This is a genomic window from Streptomyces hawaiiensis (assembly GCF_004803895.1).
GTDB lineage: Bacteria > Actinomycetota > Actinomycetes > Streptomycetales > Streptomycetaceae > Streptomyces > Streptomyces hawaiiensis.
Window position 1 is genome coordinate 7,796,787 of sequence record NZ_CP021978.1, and the last position, 17,482, is coordinate 7,814,268.

12 protein-coding genes and 1 tRNA gene are annotated in these 17,482 nt (G+C 73.9%); 9 read left to right on the forward strand and 4 right to left on the reverse strand.

Annotation, left to right across the window (positions count from 1 at the left end; translation table 11 throughout):
- A complete protein-coding gene (locus tag CEB94_RS35620; protein WP_161367280.1) occupies positions 1 to 345 on the reverse strand; it encodes a cupin domain-containing protein in 345 nt (114 codons plus the stop codon).
- A 266-nt stretch (positions 346 to 611) separates the two neighbouring features.
- Here CEB94_RS35620 and CEB94_RS35625 point away from each other — a divergent pair, with 266 nt between their 5' ends.
- Complete coding sequence (locus CEB94_RS35625; protein ID WP_175436066.1) at positions 612 to 908, forward strand: hypothetical protein; 297 nt, start codon at positions 612 to 614, stop codon at positions 906 to 908.
- Between the two features lie 66 nt (positions 909 to 974).
- Positions 975 to 1,048, forward strand: a tRNA-Pro gene (locus tag CEB94_RS35630).
- Between the two features lie 398 nt (positions 1,049 to 1,446).
- On the opposite strand, the gene CEB94_RS35635 is transcribed toward CEB94_RS35630, so the two are convergent.
- Positions 1,447 to 1,746: a trypco2 family protein gene (locus tag CEB94_RS35635; protein ID WP_175436067.1), complete on the reverse strand. Its 300-nt coding sequence runs from the start codon at positions 1,744 to 1,746 to the stop codon at positions 1,447 to 1,449.
- A gap of 84 nt (positions 1,747 to 1,830) precedes the next feature.
- Here CEB94_RS35635 and CEB94_RS35640 point away from each other — a divergent pair, with 84 nt between their 5' ends.
- The 4 genes from CEB94_RS35640 to CEB94_RS35655 all read left to right on the forward strand — a co-directional run bounded on the left by CEB94_RS35640 (position 1,831) and on the right by CEB94_RS35655 (position 9,570).
- Entirely contained in the window at positions 1,831 to 3,156 is a 1,326-nt protein-coding gene (locus tag CEB94_RS35640; protein ID WP_175436068.1) for a S1 family peptidase, read from the forward strand.
- Between the two features lie 162 nt (positions 3,157 to 3,318).
- The gene (locus tag CEB94_RS35645) at positions 3,319 to 5,715 is read left to right on the forward strand and encodes a protein kinase domain-containing protein (RefSeq protein ID WP_175436069.1); all 2,397 of its coding nucleotides are present in this window, start codon (positions 3,319 to 3,321) and stop codon (positions 5,713 to 5,715) included.
- Positions 5,716 to 5,767: 52 nt separating this feature from the next.
- Positions 5,768 to 7,258 (forward strand): hypothetical protein, encoded by a 1,491-nt coding sequence (locus tag CEB94_RS35650; protein ID WP_175436070.1) that lies wholly within the window; start codon positions 5,768 to 5,770, stop codon positions 7,256 to 7,258.
- Complete coding sequence (locus tag CEB94_RS35655; protein WP_175436071.1) at positions 7,255 to 9,570, forward strand: extracellular solute-binding protein; 2,316 nt, start codon at positions 7,255 to 7,257, stop codon at positions 9,568 to 9,570. Before CEB94_RS35650 ends, CEB94_RS35655 begins: the two co-directional genes overlap by 4 nt.
- Positions 9,571 to 9,718: 148 nt before the next feature.
- Here the strand turns inward: CEB94_RS35655 and absR1 are convergent, their stop codons facing one another.
- The gene (gene absR1 / locus CEB94_RS35660; RefSeq protein ID WP_175436072.1) at positions 9,719 to 10,804 is read right to left on the reverse strand and encodes a beta-glucuronidase AbsR1; all 1,086 of its coding nucleotides are present in this window, start codon (positions 10,802 to 10,804) and stop codon (positions 9,719 to 9,721) included.
- A gap of 99 nt (positions 10,805 to 10,903) precedes the next feature.
- On the opposite strand from absR1, the gene CEB94_RS35665 reads away from it, so the two are divergent.
- Entirely contained in the window at positions 10,904 to 12,628 is a 1,725-nt protein-coding gene (locus CEB94_RS35665) for a LuxR family transcriptional regulator AbsR2 (RefSeq protein ID WP_175436073.1), read from the forward strand.
- 42 nt (positions 12,629 to 12,670) lie between these two features.
- Here CEB94_RS35665 and CEB94_RS35670 read toward each other — a convergent pair whose 3' ends face one another.
- A complete protein-coding gene (locus CEB94_RS35670; protein WP_175436074.1) occupies positions 12,671 to 15,277 on the reverse strand; it encodes a CHAT domain-containing protein in 2,607 nt (868 codons plus the stop codon).
- A gap of 131 nt (positions 15,278 to 15,408) precedes the next feature.
- Here CEB94_RS35670 and CEB94_RS35675 point away from each other — a divergent pair, with 131 nt between their 5' ends.
- Both CEB94_RS35675 and CEB94_RS35680 read left to right on the forward strand, forming a co-directional pair.
- Positions 15,409 to 16,839 (forward strand): S8/S53 family peptidase, encoded by a 1,431-nt coding sequence (locus tag CEB94_RS35675; RefSeq protein WP_175436075.1) that lies wholly within the window; start codon positions 15,409 to 15,411, stop codon positions 16,837 to 16,839.
- A 62-nt stretch (positions 16,840 to 16,901) separates the two neighbouring features.
- Positions 16,902 to 17,477, forward strand: coding sequence for an RNA polymerase sigma factor (locus tag CEB94_RS35680; protein WP_175436076.1), 576 nt, complete (start codon positions 16,902 to 16,904; stop codon positions 17,475 to 17,477).
- Positions 17,478 to 17,482: the final 5 nt, after the last annotated feature.

The following is a 17,482-nucleotide window of genomic DNA, read 5'->3' on the forward strand; positions in this document are numbered from 1 at the left end:
TCAGAGGTTGATCGCGTACGCCTTGCGCAGGGTCTCGTGCACCGTCCACGTCGTACGGTCGCCCTCGCGGAGCACGGCCAGGTCGCCGGGCCCGACCGTGAGCGTCGGCCCGCCCTCGACCTCGATCGTCGCCGACCCGCTGATCACGACGAACAGTTCGTCGGCCTCGGTGTCGGTGACCACGCCGGGCGTGATCTGCCAGACGCCCCGCACCTGACGGCCGTCCTCCGACTCCCAGACCACCTTCCCGGTCACCTCGGGCGTCCCGGAGACGATCTGCTCGGGCGCGAGGGGCTCGGGCTCGAGCTCGGCGTCGGGGATGTGCAGTACGAAGCTGTGCGTCATGCGGCGACCCTAGCCCCGGTGAGCGGGGCAGCGGCCTCGACAGAGTGTGGGGTGCCGGTGGGGCCGGCCGGACACTCCGTCGCCCAGCCGGCCCTCGGCGCGGCACCGGCGGCTTGACCGACCGCACACGGGCAGGGCTCCTGGTGTCCGTCTCAACCCCTATGCCCTGGTCGGGAGTTCCCGCCGACTCGCGTATTGTTTGCGGCATATGCCCGGGAGTTGCGATGTGCCGGGTGTGCCATCGCGCAGGCGAAGGGGGACAGCACGTGGACGAGACGCGGCACCGGCCCGTCCGGCGAGCCGAGCTGGCCGGAGGTGCCGGCACGGCCCTCCTGGCCGTCGCGGCCTTCGCGGGCCATGCCACCACGGCGGGTCTCCCCTGGTGGGCCGTTCTCGCCGTCGCCGTCTCGACAGCGGGCCTCGTCGGCTGGACCGGCGCCCACCTCGGTCGTGGGCGACGGCCACGGGACGACTCCACGGACCACGGCGAGCAGATCCCCGGCGCGTACCCGCTCCGCGCCCCACACCCCGAGCGCCTGCCGCCACAGGGGCCGCGAGGCTGAGTTCGGCCCTTCACATGCGGTAGGGTTGACCTGCGTGATCACGCGGTTCACCCGCGCGAGACGCATCGGGACGTGGCGCAGCTTGGTAGCGCACTTGACTGGGGGTCAAGGGGTCGCAGGTTCAAATCCTGTCGTCCCGACGTGTGAGAGTCGCTGGGCAGGGCCGGTTTCGGAGAAATCCGAAACCGGCCCTTGGCCGTTCTTCTGGTGATGTCCGCCCATCACCGGCCGACCTCGTCCGCCATGATCAAGACGCGTGGTGCCGCTGCGCGGTCGACTTGGGGTCGAAGCCGGACAGCACGATGCCGTCGGGCTTGATACACGGGGCGCAGGATGTCGGCGGCGTCGCGGACGTCCGCAGCGGTGATCATGCGAACGGCCTCGGGCTCCAACCAGCGGTCGGACGAGAAGATCACCTCGTACGCCTGGTAGGCGAGGCGCGCGTTCGCCGGGACGCACGTTGCGCATCCTGGTTCTGCAGGTTCGCATCCTGTCGTCCCGACGTGTGAAGTACGGGCCGGTCACGGCCCGGGCCGGATCACCGGCCCACCACCCGCTCGATGCCACCCTGTGTCGGCGCCGGCTTGAGGTCCACCTGTACCCGATGCACCGAGTCGTGACTCACCGCGCCGCCCAGACGCGCCTCCACGATGCCCAGGCGCAACCCCGCGCCGCCCTCACCGGCCCGGTGGAACTGCACCGAGAACTCCACACTCACCTGTTCGACGGTGAACCGCCAGTCACTGCCCGCGCCGTCCCGCTCCGCCTGAGCCAGTTCCGTGCGGATCGAGTCGATCGCCTGCGCGAGACCGATCGGTTCGGACTGATTTTGCGTCATGTCATGCCCCCCGCACGGCACTTGGCTTATCCGGCAAGGGCACGAGTCTAGTCCCGGCGGGTCCTGATGCGTAGCGTGATGAGGATGGGGGAACTGGCTGCGGACTGGCGGGTGCGCCTGCGTTGGGGAGGAGCGGCGGGCGAGGTACGGGGCGCCGGCATCCTCATCGATGCGCGGACCGTCCTCACGTGCGCACATGTGGTCCGGGACCGGGACGCGGTGATGTGGGTCGAGTTCGTGGAGAACCCGCGCGTCGAGCCGGTGGCCGCGCGCGTCGCCGACGGCGGTTGGCTGCCGGACCTGCTGGACGGCCACGGCGAGGACCTCGCGGTTCTGTGCCTGGACAGCCCGCGTCCGCAGGCCCGCCCGGCCACCCTGTCCACGCAGCTCACCGCGGGTCTCGCGGTCACCGTCACCGGGTACGCGGAGCGCTTCGACGACGGCATGGTGCTCACCGGGACCGTGCGTGGCCTGAGGGGACACCGGGTGCAGTTCGATGCGCGGCACCGCAGGGAAGTGGTGCGCCGCGGGTTCAGCGGGGCGGGGGCATGGGCCGTGTCCGCGGACGGAGAACCGGTCGTGGTGGGAATCGTGGTCAGCTGGCGGGGCGACCTGGACGAGCCGCTGCCGCAGGACAACGTGCTGGCGTACTCGTACCTGATCCCTGTCGCGCGCATGGCGGAACTCTCCCCCGTCGTACGTGAGCTGGCCCGTCCCGATGCCTGGGACCGGGACTTCGACGAGCGGGCGCGGCGCTGGCTGGCCGACCCGTCCGGCCCCCCGGTCAAAGTCAGCGTGGTGGAGCGCGGGGGCGGCCGGGAGCGGAGCCTGCGCCACCTGGAACACCTCGCCGGCTACGTGCACCGGCCGGCCGACGCTTCCCGGGCCGAGCTGGTCGACCGGCTCCTGGGCCGGGCCCTCGCCTTCGCGCCCGGCGGCTACCCCGCGTGCCGGGAGTGGCTGCTGGGCCGGGGAGTGCGCCCGGCCGGTGACTCCCCGTACGCCGCCGAACCCGACATCACCGTCCTCGTCGACGGCGTGGACGAGGCCCGTAGCCCCGCCCGCCTGGCCGCGCTGCTCGCCCGGCTCGCCGGGTGCGGCGTGCGGCTGCTGCTGGTCTTCCATGACAGCGGCGGCCCGGGATGGCGGGACGTGCGCGACCTGGTGCTGGAGCCCGGCCTCCTCGCCTACGTCGATGACCTGCTGGCCCGAGGGAAGGTGTGGGAAGCCCGCCGGGCGCGAGAGGCCGGAATGGTCGACGCGGAGTCCCTGCGCCACGCGGCCGCCGCGACCGCGGACCTGCTGATCCGCCGTGAGGCGATCACGGCCCTGGCAGATCCGGCGGAACGGCTGCTCGCCTTGAGGGAGTTCGCGGACGGGCTGCGGACGGCGTATCCGGGAGCCGGGTGAGTGGGGGTGTGGGGGCGGCGCGGCGGGTTCTGCCGGAAGGGCGTACCGCCGGGTTCGGGGAAGCCGGCCGGTGCGCAGCGAGCGGCGTGCCCCGAGACGGGGCGCGGGTGAGCTGTGCGACCCGCCGTCGTGGCAGGCCGTGAGTCAAGACGGGGGAGGAGCATGCGCGTGAGTACGGAGCCGTGCCGTCAGCGACGGCTCAGTGGAGGGCCCTGCGGCGGGGAGATCCTGCCGACCGGGTACTGCGGCCGGTGCGGCCGGCGGCGGGACGCGCTGCCGCTGCCGGAGCCGGGCGACGGGCCGCGGGGCCCCCGGCAGCTGCTGAAACTGCCACCCCGCACGCCGCGCTCGCCCGAGGAGCGGCTCGCCGGCGGCGCCCACATCGCGGACCAGCCGCAGCGCTGCCGCAGACCGGACTGCGGTGCCACGATCCCCGTCCTCGCCGACCGTCCCGACCCGCAGTACTGCCCGCGCTGCGGCAAACCGCACGCCATGCGGCCCGACTTCGCGCAGGGCGCGACGCTCAGCGACCAGTACCACATCAAGGGCCCCGTCGCCCGTGGCGGTCAGGGCTGGGTGTATCTCGCCGAGGACACCCACCTCGACGACCTCGTCGCCGTGAAGACGTTGCGAGACCGCTACGGCGCGCACGGCGCCGCCCTCGCCGACCTCGAGCGGCGCACCCTCGTGGCCAGCCGGCACCCGTACATCGTGCGGATCCGCGACTTCCTCCCCTACGAGGCGCCCGCATCCGGCGAGGACAGTGCCCCGGAGCCCGAACTCCGCGTCAGGGGCGGTCACATCGTCATGGAGGACGTCGGTGACCACACCCTTCAGTCCGTCATCGACGAGGTCCGCCGCGGACGCGAGACGCTCGACATCGAGCATGTCGCCACGTACGGCATCCAGATCCTCACGGCGCTCTCCCACCTGCACCAGCAGGATCTGCTGTACGGAGACATGAAGCCGTCGAACGTCGTCCATGTCGATGACCACGTCAAGGTGATCGACATGGGCAGTGTCCGCAAACTCCACCAGACCGAGCCGCCGCCCCATGTGACGCCCGGCTTCCACGCGCCGGAACTGGCCGGTGAACTCACTCTCCCCAACGACCTGCACACCGTCGGCGTGACCCTGCGCTGCCTCGCCGCCCCCGCCCTCCGCGACGACGTGCCGGGCCTCGGCACGGGCTCGCTCGACGCCGTCATCGACCGCGCCACGCGCACAGTGGAGGAAGGGCCGCGGTTCAAGGACGCGGAGGAGATGGCCGACCAACTGCGGGGCGCACTGCGTGAGATCAGGGCGCTGCGCGGCAAGGGTGGCTCACCCGAGGCGTCCGGCTACTTCGACCCGTCGTCGGACTGGCTGGGTGAACGGCTGGGCGACGTGCCCGCGACGTCCGACCTCGCGCGCCCCGGTGAGGACCGCCCGCTTCGCGGCGCCCCGCCCGTCCTGCGGGTCCTGGACCCCGGGCGGCCCACGCCCGTCGAGATCGCCCGACGGCTCCCCGTCCCCAAGCCGTTCTCCAAAGACCCGCGGACCCCGGAATTCGGCGTCAGCGGGGGCTATGCCCGCACGGTGCGGCTCCAGCAGGCCCCCGACGACGAGCCCTCCGCCGAAATCTGCCTGCACAACATCCGCGTCGCCCTCGCCGTTGATCCAGCACCGCCCGACGTCGATGCGGCGGAGGCGGAGCTGGCCCTGGCCGAGGGCATTCCGGGCCCCGAGGAAGTGCGGCGCTGGCGCCTGGAGTGGCACCGAGGGCTGATCGCGCTCGCCCGGTTCGGCACGGGCGCCTCGGGGCGGCCCGCGGGCCTGGCGGCGGACCTGGCCGAGGCCTGCCGGAGCTTCGAGCTGGTCCGCGCCGATCTGCCGGGGGAGTACGCGCCGAAACTGGCCCTCGCCTACGCCTACGAGTGCGCCGCCCACGCGGAACCACAGCCACCGGACGCCGCCGGGGCACGCGCCCGGGCCCGCGAACTGTTCCACGCGGTGCATCTGCGCAACCCGGCGCACTGCGGCGCTGCCCTGGGCCTGGCCCGCCTCGCCCTCGACGAGCACGACCGCGACAAGGCGCTGGCCGCCCTCGAACGGGTACCGCGTGGCACCCGGGGCCGCACCCTCGCCCAGCGGGCCGCCACCCGGATCCGGGCCGCCTGCCTGGGCCACGGCCCCGAGGACCTGCCCTCGCCGGAAGCCGCCGAAGCCGTGCTCGCCGCACACGTCGCGGACCGGAACCGCTCCTCACAGGAACGGGAGCTGGTCCTCGCCCCGCTCGACGAACTCCGGCTGCGCATAGAGGTCAACGAATGGCAGCTCGCCGCGCTGCACCTGAACCACGGCATCACCGACGCGGGCGAGGCCACCTTGAGGCGCCGCCTGCGCCGCCTGCGCCGCTGGTGGCGCCCCGCGCGCGAACCGACCCCCGACGAATGCCGGGCGATGGAGGTCCGCGTCCTGCTGGAGCGCGACTACCTGGAACTCGCCGCCACCGACCCGGACCTCAGCGAGGCCCTGGTGGAGCGCGCCCATGCCGTCCGTCCGACGACGTTGACATGAGACGCCGACGGTGTCGGTGTCGCCGTACCGCAGCACCTGTCAGGAGGCTCTGATGAGATGTCCCGCCGAGCAGGCCCCGATGCCGCCGCCCGGGGGCGGCGGCGAAACCGTGGTGCCCTACGCCACCACGCTCGTCGTCGACGTCGACGAGCCCGAGCTCGTGCCGCGGGTACCGGGCGAGTCGGTCAGGCTCCTCGCGCAGGTGAGGGTGGCCGTCCTCGACCGGGCGCAGGGCGATCACGCCGACCCCGGGCAGCTCGCCCTGCTCATCGCGCTCGACCTCGCCGAACACCGCAGAGAGCGCATGGTGACAGCGATGCGGGCAGCGCTCGCGGCCATGCCCTCAGGCGCGTGGTTCGCCGTGGTCACCGCGGCCGGCGGGCGCGGGAACGGGAACGGGCCCATGCGCTACTACCCGGCGGAACCCGGAGCATGGACGCCGGCCGACCGGCAGCACCGGGTCAACGCGGCCTTCGCGATGGGCGCGGCCCCGCTGGCAGCCGACGGCGCACCGAAATCCTCCGGCTACGAAGGATGGCTGGGCGAGGCTCGGCGGATGTTTGCGGGATGCGACCGGCCGCTGCGCCGACTGCTGCTCGTCACCGACGCAGGCACCGGCTACGAGGACGCCTCGCTCACCGAGGAACTGGCGGCGTGCGGAACCAGCTTCACCTGCGAGGTCGTGGCCGTCGGCACGGGCTGGGACTACCAGCCACTGGAGCGGATCGTCAGCCGTCTGCGGGGGACGGCTGACCACGCGGGACCGGACTTCGCCGCCGAGCTCGCCGAGGCGGTCCGCCGGGCCTGCCGCCGGGCCGTCCCCGCGCTGCCGCTGGAGGTCACCGTGCGTCCCGGCGTGCGCATCGAGTCCTTCGTCCAGTTCAAGCCCCAGCACCTGGAACTCGCCGCCGACCCGCTGTCCGGACCGCTCCGTCACGTGTTCCACGCCCTGCCGTGGGACCCGGAGGGCACCGGCAGTGATTTTCTGCTCGACCTGCGCGTCGACGGCGCCGGCGATCCGCTCGGCGAGGTGCTCCAGTTCGCCATGGTCTCGCTGGGACCCCAGCACGAGGCCGTCACCGCCCGCTGGCGTGATCCCGGACTCCCACCCGCACGAACCGCCTCGAGCGCGAGCGACGAGACGACCGGCGGGAGCAGCCGCTTCCTCGACTCGCGGAACCGGATGATCGCCCATCTCAAGAAGGGCCTCACCTGCCTGGAAGCCGGCCGAAGAGCGGATGCGGAACGGCACCTGGGTCAGGCCGCCGCGGTGGCCCACCGGCTGCGGGCGCGCTGGGTCCTCGACGAGATCGAGGTCTGGGGCGACATCCACGACGCCGCCGCCGGATCCGTGAGCGTGAGCCTGCCCGCCGACGCCCACCGGGTCAGCGTCACGCTGATGCGCCTCGGCGCCCGGTCGGCGAACGAGGGCACGAGTCGCACGGCAGGCCGACAGCACACCGCCTGCCCCCGCCCGGACTGCCGGGAGCCGGCCGTCCCCGGTGCCCTCTACTGCGTGCGCTGCGGAGAGGAGTTGTCGTGAGGCGAGGGCGTGAGCAGCGGCACGGCGTGAGCACACGACGGCTGCTGCTGCGGCACCTGTGGGGCTTCCTCGGCTGCGCCGCCGTCGGCGTCACCCTGCTCACCGCCGTGGCTGTACCACGACTCGACGCCAGAGTCAGGGAGTTGCGCGACGATGTCGCGCCGTCCGTCCAGGGGGCGGCAGCCGTCAGGCTCGCCGTGCTGCGTGCCGACGCGGCGGCCCGGTACTCGATCGAGCGAGAGGTCGCCCGTACGGTCGGGGCGGGCGAGACGGCCCAGAGCCAGCTCGCCGCCGCGGACCAGGGCCTCACCCAGCTCGCGGACCACGTCGGCAGCGACATGGACCAGGACATCTCCGCGGCCAACGGCCTGCTCGCCGCCTACAACAACGCCATCACGCTCGCCACGGTCAAATACCAGGCGGACAGCGAGATGCGGAACGAGAAACTCGCCGAAGCGAAAGCCCTGCTGGAGCGCCCGGCCACCGGTCTGCTCGACCGCCTCGACAAGGTAGCCATCGCCGAACAGCGCCGGGCTGACGAACTGGCCGACCCGGGCCTGCTGTTGACGGCGTCCTGGGTGGCGGTGGCCGCCGCGCTGGCCGCCGCTGCCACCGTGGCGGGCCTCGCGTGCCGCGCCATCAGCCGGCGCTGCGGCCGGCTGCTGGCCCCCTGGATCCTGGCCGGCGCCACCGCTCCACTGGCCCTGGCCACCGTGCCGGCCTTCCTGGCGTGGCGTACCGCCCAGGGTCTGAACACCGCCCGTTCCCATCTCGCGGACATCCTGCACATCGCCCTGCCGGACTCGCTCCCCGGAAACGCCAAGGCCCTCGCCGCCGCACAGCAGCGGGTCGCCGCCACCGGCCTGCCCGACCTGTCCGCGTTCGGCTGGTGGAACGGCGCCTACGTCGTCGTGGGTCTGGCCGGCACCTGCGCCGCCGTCGCCGGCCTCGTCGCCCGGCTCACCACCGACTATCCGGAGCGCCCGGTCGACTGGTCGTGGGCGCGCCGCTCGTGGAACCGAGCGACCCGCACGAAGGGGCGCCGCTGGATCGCCGCGGCAGCCGCGTTGGCCGTCTTGGCGGCGATCGCCAGCCCGCAACTCCTGGAGCGCGACCCCGTCGTCACGGTACTCGGCCCGTGGACGGGCAAGGAGGAACAGCGCTTCCGCGACCTGATGGAAGGCGCCGGTATCCGTATCAGCTACCAAGGCACCCCCGCCCAGCGCGAGGTGCTGCTCTCGCGGGTACAGGCCGGCGACCCGCCCGACATCGCGATCATGCCCGGCATCGGGGAGCTGGCCGAGTACCGCTCCGAGAATCACCTGAAGCCGCTCGACGAACTGGTCAAGGGCCTGCGATACGCGGGCCCCTGGCGCCCGGACGGCAAGGGGCACACCTATTGGTGGCCGGTCAACGCCAACCTCAAGAGCATCGTGTGGCGCTCCCGCGATGTCGTCGGCCGCCCCGACGCCCCGTCCTCCTGGTGCCTCGGCATGGGCGAGGACGGCGCCGCCGGCTGGCCCGGCACCGACTGGATCGAGGACATCGTGTTGCAGCGGTCAGGACCGAAGGTCTACGCCGACTGGGCTCTCGGCACCGGTGAGGGCGCCTCCACGGCGTGGACGAAGGGACCGGTCAGGGAGGCATGGGGGCAGTGGGCCGGGTTCCTCGCCACGGACGGCAAGCGGGCAGGGCAGGCGCTGATCACCGACTGGCGTGGCCCCGGTGCTCTGAAACCGCGCAACGACACCGCCTTCCGCGAGGCCGCCCCCCGCTGCGCCCTCGAACACCAGGGCTCCTTCGCGAAGGGTGACGACGACGCCCGCCTCACCGACGCCGCCCCACTGCTGCCGGGCGGACCCTACCGGACACGGGCCTACGAGGTGTCCGGCGATTTCGCCGCCCTCTTCAATGACAGGAAACCGGCCCGCAAGGCGCTGCGCGCCCTCTTCTCCGAGGAAGGGCAGCAGAGGTGGGCGGGCCAGGGCACCATGTACTCGGCGATGCTCCCGGTCATGACGGAGATCGCCGACCACGGCGAGGTGGACGGCACCGCACGCGCGATCTACGGAAAGTTCCTTCAGACCGAGGTGCCGCGCTGCCTCGACGCCTCCGACGTCATGCGGCCCGCCGTGCGGGACGCGTTCCACGAGGCGGTGCTGCGGACCGTCGCCGCCGTGGTCAAGGGCGGGTTGTCCGACGGGGACTTCGGAGACATCCTGGGCGGCGTCCAGAAAGTCCAGGATGTGACGGACCAGGAGGAGGACAAGGGCATCGCGGGCCTCAGGGTGTGCAGCGAGGCCCGGGGGTGATCCGGCTGCGGGGCCATGCTCTCGGCTCCCGGCACGCCCGCTCGTGTGGCGTGGTCGAGGACGTCACCCACCCCCATGGGCGACGTCCTCGACCGCTCCCCCCGGTGCCGGACTGTGGTTCAGGTGTCCGCGCGGCGGATCCGTGCCGTCACCAGCACATCACCGCTGTCCCGCCCGATCCCCAGGCGGAGTACAGGCGTACGCGGACGAGATAGCGGCGGCCCTTGACGAGCCGGGCGCCGATCGTGGCGTTGTGCACAGTTCCCCCGTCGTCCCGGCCGGCGAGGTAGCGGGGTTCCCCGTCCCGCTCCTCGAAGAGCACCACGACGGCGTCGCAGTCGCCGAAGGTGCCCAGCGTGTACGTGCGGGTTTCCGGCGGGTCGATCACGAAGTCCGCCTGTTCGCCCGGCCCGAGGCCGAGCGGCGCCGAGCGGAACGGCACCAGCGCCGGCGAACCCCGCGGATGCGCCGGCGGATACCAGCGCAGCACGGACTCCTTGTCGGCGGCGGACAGTGTGCCGGGCGGGTTCAGGCCCCCGCGGTACTGCTCCGGCTCCAGGATCAGCCCCGGCGGGAACGGGAACTCCATGATCGACTGCGGGTCCCAGACGGGGCCGTCGACCTCGTCCGGGCCGAGCTTGCGCAGGATGTTGTAGTGCGTCCGCTCCCGGCTCCAGTGGTGCGGCGCGCCCGCCAGCTCGGCGTACACGGCCTCGTCGTCCCAGTGGATGCCCGCGAACGGGCTCTGGTGCTCGTGCAGCATGCCGAGCGCGTGCCCGACCTGGTGCAGGACCGTCCCGCGCTCCCCGGGCGCGGTCAGGTCCCAGCCGAAGTTCATGGTGCGTTCCTGCCGGCCGGCCAGCAGCGCGTCCCGGCCCACCGCCGACCAGGAGCCGTCGCCCGCCTGGAAACCGATGCGCAGTTCGGCCTCCGAGCGGTCGCCGACCTCGGTGAAGGTGATCCCGATACCGAGGTCCTGCCACTCCCGGAAGCCCGCGCGCACCACGTCCCGCTGCTCCTCGGCGCCGGCCCACGAGACCCGTCGCGTCATCCCCCTCCCCGGCACGGGGATGACGGACGCGTCGGTGTCGCCGTCGAAGAACCAGTAGTGCACCACGGTGCCGTTGACCCACATCCGCCGCCCGCTCGCGAGTGCGCTCAGCCGCTCGGCCGCCAGCCCCGGTGCGAAGGCGGGCGCCGGCGCCTGTGCCAGCGAGCAGTAGCGTGCGGTCATGGGCCACAGCCTGCCCCGCGGCCCGCCCCGGGCGCCTGAGTCGGGGGCTACTCAAGTCGCCCTGTATCAAAGGTGAGTAGTCGCGCTCATGTCTGTGTGATGACTTACGAGAGGGACGCGACGACGCTGGAGCCGCCCTGGCCGTTCGCCGGGCGGGAGGACGAACTGGAGCTGGTCCGCCGGTCCCTGACCGGCGTACGGCGCGGCATCGTGGTGACGGGCCAGGCGGGCTGCGGGAAGACCCGTCTCGTCACCGAGGCGGTCCGCGGCACCGACTGCGCCCGGGCGGCCGGCACGCCCGAGAGCCGGACCATCCCGTTCGCCGCGTTCGCCCATCTGCTGCCCGAGTCGGTCACGCTGCACCGCGCGGTCCAGTCGCTGTCCGGCATCCGCACGCTGCTGGTGGACGACGCGCACCTTCTCGACGACGCCTCCGCCGCCCTGGTCCACCAGCTCGCCGTGCACGGGCGCACCCGGCTGCTGGTCGTCGCCGCGGACGGCGCCCCCGTGCCCTGCGCGATCTCCCGGCTGTGGACCGGTGAACTCCTGCCGCGCCTCGCGCTGGAGCCGCTGCCCGGGGAGGAGACCGCCCGGCTGCTCACGGCCGGCGCCGGCCCTCTCGACGCGCTCACCGTGAACCGGCTGCACCGCCTGAGCCAGGGCGACCTGCGGCTGCTGCGCGACCTCCTGGGGGCGGTGCGCGGGCTGCTGACCCCCGTCCCGGACACCGGCGAGCGGGCATGGCGGGGCCCGGTCCCGCTGACCACGGCCGTACGGGAACGCACCGCCCCCGTGCTCGGCCGGACCTGCCCTCTCGAACGCGAGACCCTCGACCGCCTCGCCTTCGCCGAACCCCTGCCGTCGGACCCGGACGAGCTGGACCTCGGCGCTCTCGAAGTGCTGGAGTCCGACGGCCTGGTCGAGGTCGACGACCGAGGTGCCGTCCGTCTCGCCCACCCCCTGCACGGGCCGGTGCTCCGGGCCGCGGCGGGCCGGCTGCGGGCGCGCCGCCTGGCCCGGACCCCGCAGGCGTACGCAGCCGCTCTCGACGCCGAGTCGGCGGCCCTGGCCCGCCGGATCGACCGGGCCGACGTACGGGCGACGGCCACGCCGGTGGGGGAGTGGCTTGTCGCCGAGGGCGGCCCGCTGCCGGTCGGGTACGCCGCGGTACGCGCCCGGTTCGCGCGACTGCGCGGGGAGGTGAGGGAGGCGGCGGCCTGGGCGCGGGAAGGCCTGCGCAGCGATCCCCGGGACGCGTCCTGCCGGACGGAACTCGACCGCGCCCGCGCGACGCTGGACAGCATGGGCGACCCGGACCCGGACCTGGAGGCGCTCACCGACCCCTACGACGCCGTCCGCCTCGGCGCCCCCGAGAAGGCCGTCGACCGGCTCGGCGGCGTCTTCGCCCGGCACGCCGACGCCCTCACCCGTGCCGACGGCCCCGACCTGGACGAGGTGGCCTGGGAACTGGAGCGGCGGGGCTACCTGCTGTTCGCCGCCGAAGCGCATGCCCAGGCCGTACGCGCCCACCGCGATCCGCGCGCCGCCCGGCACTCGCGCACCCGGGCCGTCGCCCTGGCCCGGCGCTGCCAGGGCGCCCGCACTCCCGCCCTGTCCGGGCTGGTCCTCGGCGAACTCACCACCCGGCAGCGGCAGATCGTCACCCTCGCCGCGGCGGGGCTGACCAACCGGCAGATCGCCGAACGCCTCACCTTGTCGGTCCGCACCGTCGGCAACCACCTCTACAGCGCCTACGCCCGGCTCGGCGCGAGCGACCGCGGCGCCCTGCCGTGGCTGGCTCAGCCGGAGGCCCAACCGGCCTGAGCCGGTACCAGAACCGGCGGCCTGACCCGAACAGGGGACGGGTCAGGCCGCCCCGAACGCCGAGAACGCCCACCCCGTGGCCTGGTGCAGCGCATCGCCCGGCTGGGCGGCCCGGGCGTCGCGCAGCGCCTCCGCCAGGGACAGGCCGGCATCGAGGCCCTTGTGCAGCGCGAGCATCAGCGGCACCACCGCGGCGTCGTTGACGGGCGCGCTGCACGCCACCACCCCGGCCGTGCCGAGCGGCAGCAACGCCGTGACCAGACCGAGCAGTTCGTCGGCACCGACCGAGGCGAGGCGGGCGGTGTCGCAGCAGGACAGGATGATCCGGTAGGGGCTGCGGTCCAGCCGCTCGAAGTCGTGCACGACGATCGGCCCGTCGGCCATCCGCAGGGAGGAGAACAGCGGGCTGTCCGCGCGGAACGTGCCGTGCGCCGCGATGTGCGCCAGCGCGGCGCCGTCCAGTTCCTCCAGCACACGCGGCACCCGCGCCTCGTCGTCCTCCAGGACCGTCGCACATTCGTACCGGCCGGCCAGCTCGGGCACCTCGGCGCCGCCCGTCGCCAGGCCCGGGCCGCGCACCAGCACATGGCAGCCGTCCGGCGGCGGCGGGGTCTCCCGGGCCCGCAGCCAGCTGCCCGCCGACGGCGAGACGCTGAGCACCCGTTCCCGCAGCGAGGGCAGCAGCGCCCACGGCACCCGGTGCAGCCGCCCCGGCGGCACGATCACCACCGGGCCGCCGCCCAGGTGCGCCGCGGCCGGTCCCAGGAGCAGTTCCTCCAGCCGCCGCCCCGCCGCCTCCACCACCGGCAGCCGGGCCTCCGCCCCGGGGTGGGCCAGCCGCCGCAGCCCGGCCTGTACGTGCTCGGCCTCGGTCTCCGCCTCGGCGAGCAGCCCGGCCTCGAACCGGCGCACCCGCCCCCGCCCGCACAGCAGTACCTGCACCCGGCCGTCGAGCACGGCGAGTTCCACCAGCAGCACCTCGTCGCCCAGTCGCTCCAGCAGCCGGCCGACGTCGAACCGGTCTCCGCCCCCGGGCGCCTCACCCCTCATGTGCAGGGTCCGGGAGCGGATCTCCCGCTCCAGGCGCCGCTGTTCGCGCTCCAGCGCCGGGACCGGCCGGCCCTCCATCCGGGCGGCTTCCGCCCGGGAGGCGATCTCGCGGAAGGCGGTCATGCCGCTGAGCAGCTCCGGGTCGGCGGGCGGCCTGGTCGGCGGCGTGGACAGCACGGTGGCCCGCCAGCGCTCGCTCCACACCAGCAGCCGCCGCGGCCCGCCGGAGACCAGACTTGCCCGCTGCGCCAACGCCGCCAGCTCAGCACCCTGTTCGGTCGCACGGGCCCGCAACTCCGAGGCCCCCAACGTCATCCGGTGGTCGTCCAGCACGTCCAGGCCCCGCCGGCAGGCCTCCAGCACACCCCGGGTCGACCCGGCGGCCTGCGCCCGCAGCGCCTGCGCCGCCCAGCCCGTCATCCGCGCCAGCGGCGGACCGCTGCGCCGGCTGCGCGCGGCCACGGTCAGGTGCCGCTCCGCGTCCGCCGTCCAGCCCAGACCCAGCGCGATCCGGCCCGCGAGCAGCGACGCCTCCGGCGCGGCCGGGGCGCCGAAAGAGGCCAGCTTCCCGGCCACCGTGGCCGCGTCGGCGACCAGCCGCCCCGAGCCGCGCCCGGCCGCGTGCCGCGCCTCGATCAGCACCAGCCGGGCGTGCGTCTCCCACCAGGTGCGCCGCTGCCCGGCGAACAGCCGTACGGCGAGGGCGGCACGCGCGATGGCGGTGTGCGGGTCCCCGGCGGGCCGGGCGGCGCGGGCGGCAGCCAGCAGCAGCTCCGCCTTGCGGGTGGACTGCCCGCCGATCCCGTCCAGCTTCCCGATCGCCGCGTCCGCCTCGGCCAGCGCCTCCGGGGCGAGACCGGCGGCCATCAGCACCTCGCAGCGCCGGATGTTCAGCATGAACGTCGGCGTGCCGAGCCGGGCGTACCGCTCCTCCGCCTCGTCCAGCAGCCGCAGCGCGGCCGGCACGTCCCCCGACCGGAACGCGGCCAGCCCCCGGCTCTCCACCGCGTCGGCCTTGTCGTGCTCCTGGCCGGTGGTGTCCCACAGCGCCTCGGCCGCGGTGAAGTCCGCCTCCGCTCGCTCCACCGCCCCCAGCGCCAGATGCACGGTGGCCCGCAGGGTCAGCGCCCGCGCCGTCCAGATCACGTCGTCCGCCTGCCGCAGCACGGGCACCGCCCGGCGCACGTCCTCCAGCGCCTCACGATGGTGACCGAGCACCCACCACACATACGCCCGCCGGTACAGCACCCGCGCCCTGGTGTGCCCGCCGCCCCGCGCCACACCCCGCTCGAACGCCGCCAGGCCCTCCCGGGTGCGGCCCGCGTGCACCAGCGCCACGCCCAGCGTGGCCAGCACGTCCGCCTCCCGGTCGGCTGAGTCCGCGCGCGCCGCGCACTCCCGGGCCCGCCGCAGATGATGCAGCGCGAGCCGCAGATCGCCGAAGTCCCGCTGCCAGATGCCGATCACCTGGTGCGCCACGGAGGCGGCCGACGGGGACGGATCGGCGTCGAGCAGCGCCCGGGCCCTCGCGAGAGCCTCGCCCGGGTCGGCGAACACCATCGGCAGCAGTTCCGTAACCGAGTCGCTTCCCGCTGTCACTCCTCGGATGGTAGTGGCCCCGGAGCGCGCCACACAGGTGTCGAGCTGTATCAAGGAAAGGCCCGGCGGCTCTTGTTGTCGACCGCTCAGCGGCACCGACCGACGCCGTCGCACCAACGGGAGGACCCGCCATGGCACCTCAGCGATTCCACGAGCAGTTCGACCAGATCCAGCGTTCGATGCCGGACGTCCCCCTGGCGATGGGCCCGGACGACTCGGCGGAGTTCATGTACGAGAAGGGCGTGGTCCTCGTCCGCGACGGCGAGGAGGCCCAAGTCGTCGAGGACACGGTACGGGCGCACTTCACGGCGGCACCCGACCTCGACCAGGAGCAGATCCGCCGGGCGGGCCCGCAGACCAACCGCAGCGGCATCACCCGGATCCGCGTAGGCGACCCCGGCGAGGGCGGCCGGGACACCGACCGCTCCGTCGCCCACGCCCTGCGCTCCGTTCGGGAGCACGAGTCGCGGGCGGGGCACCGGATGGTCGCCCGCAACCATGTCGTGCACATCGCGGTCAACGCCTGCCCCGGCGACGAACCCGTCCCCGCCCCGCTCAGCGAGCCGCCCAACCCGGCCGCCGCCGACACACCCCACGACCCGGACACCGCAGTCGGCGTCCTCGTCGTCGACACCGGCCTCATGCACGACTATCGCTCCTGCGGCCTGCTCGCCCACACCGACGGCGACGCCCAGGTCCAGGAGTGCGACGACCAGGGGATCCTGCGGCAGTACGTCGGACACGGCACGTTCATCGCCGGGCTCGTCGCCGCCGTCGCGCCCAACACCGACATCACCGTCCGCGGCAGCCTCAACGACGCGGGCGCCATCCTGGAGTCCGAGTTCGGCGAGAGGCTCTTCGAGGCCGTCGACGCCGGTGGCTGGCCCGACGTGCTCAGCCTCTCGGCCGGCACCTCCAACGGCCGCACCGACGGCCTGCTCGGCGTCGAGAACTTCATGCGGGAACTGCGCGAGCAGCGCACCCTGCTGGTCGCCGCCGCCGGGAACAACGCCGGTGCCGCGCCGTTCTGGCCCGCCGCCTACGCCGGTCTGCCCGGCTGGGAGGACTCCGTGCTGTCGGTCGGCGCCCTGCGCAGCGACGGTGAGTCCGGCGCCTGCTTCACCAACCACGGCCCCTGGGTGAAGGTCTACGCCCCCGGCGAACGCCTCACCAGCGTCCTCACCGGCTTCGACTCGCCCGTCCCGTACGTGTACCAGCACTCCACGTACGACGCCTGTCGCTACGCCTTCTCCTACGGCTGCACCTGCCGGCACCCCCGCCACAGCGGCGTGCTGAGCGACGAGGGCAACGCCGCCAAGCCGGACCAGGTGATGTTCGAGGGGTACGCGCAGTGGAGCGGCACCTCCTTCGCCGCCCCCGTGACCGCGGGCCTGGTCGCCGCCCACATGACAGCGCACAAGGAGACCGACCCGCGCGCGGCCCGCCAGCAACTCCTCGCATCCAACGCGGAATCGGCGGAAGTACGGGGTGCGCGCGTCCCGGCCCTGCGTCCGCCCACCTGGCGCCCGGTCCCGGTCGTGCGTCTCGGCCCCGGGCTGTGAGGGCCGAAGCCGCCCCCTCCACGGCGTACGATGACGTGCCGTACTCGAGGGGTGGGGCTGCCGTGGACCGTACTGATGCCGGCGCACTCGTCCAGGCAGCCGCCGACGGTGACGCGGCGGCCTGGAAGGCGCTCGTGGAAGGGCTGAGCCCCCTGGTCTGGTCCGTCGTCCGGGCCCACCGGCTCTCCGACGCGGACGCCCACGAGGTCTATCAGACGGCCTGGTTCCGCTTCGCCCGGCACCTCGGGCGGATCCGCGAGCCCGGCAAGGCGGGCGCGTGGCTGGCGAGCACCGCGCGCCACGAGTGCCTGAAGGTCATCAAGAGTTCGCAGCGGCTCACCCTGACGGACGATCCGCGGCTGCTGGACCGGGTCAGCGAGGACCGCACGCCGGAACAGTCGCTGCTCGACTCCGAGGAGGCCGCCGCGCAGAGCGAACGCGTACGGCGGCTGTGGCAGGAGTTCGAGGAACTGGGCGAGCGGTGCAGGCAGTTGCTGCGCGTGCTGATGGCCACGCCGCCGCCCAGCTACCAGGACGTGTCCGCCGCGCTCGGGATCGCGGTGGGCAGCATCGGGCCGCTGCGCCAGCGCTGTCTGCGGCGCCTGCGGGCCCGGCTCGAGGCACGGGGGGCGATGTGAGCGGC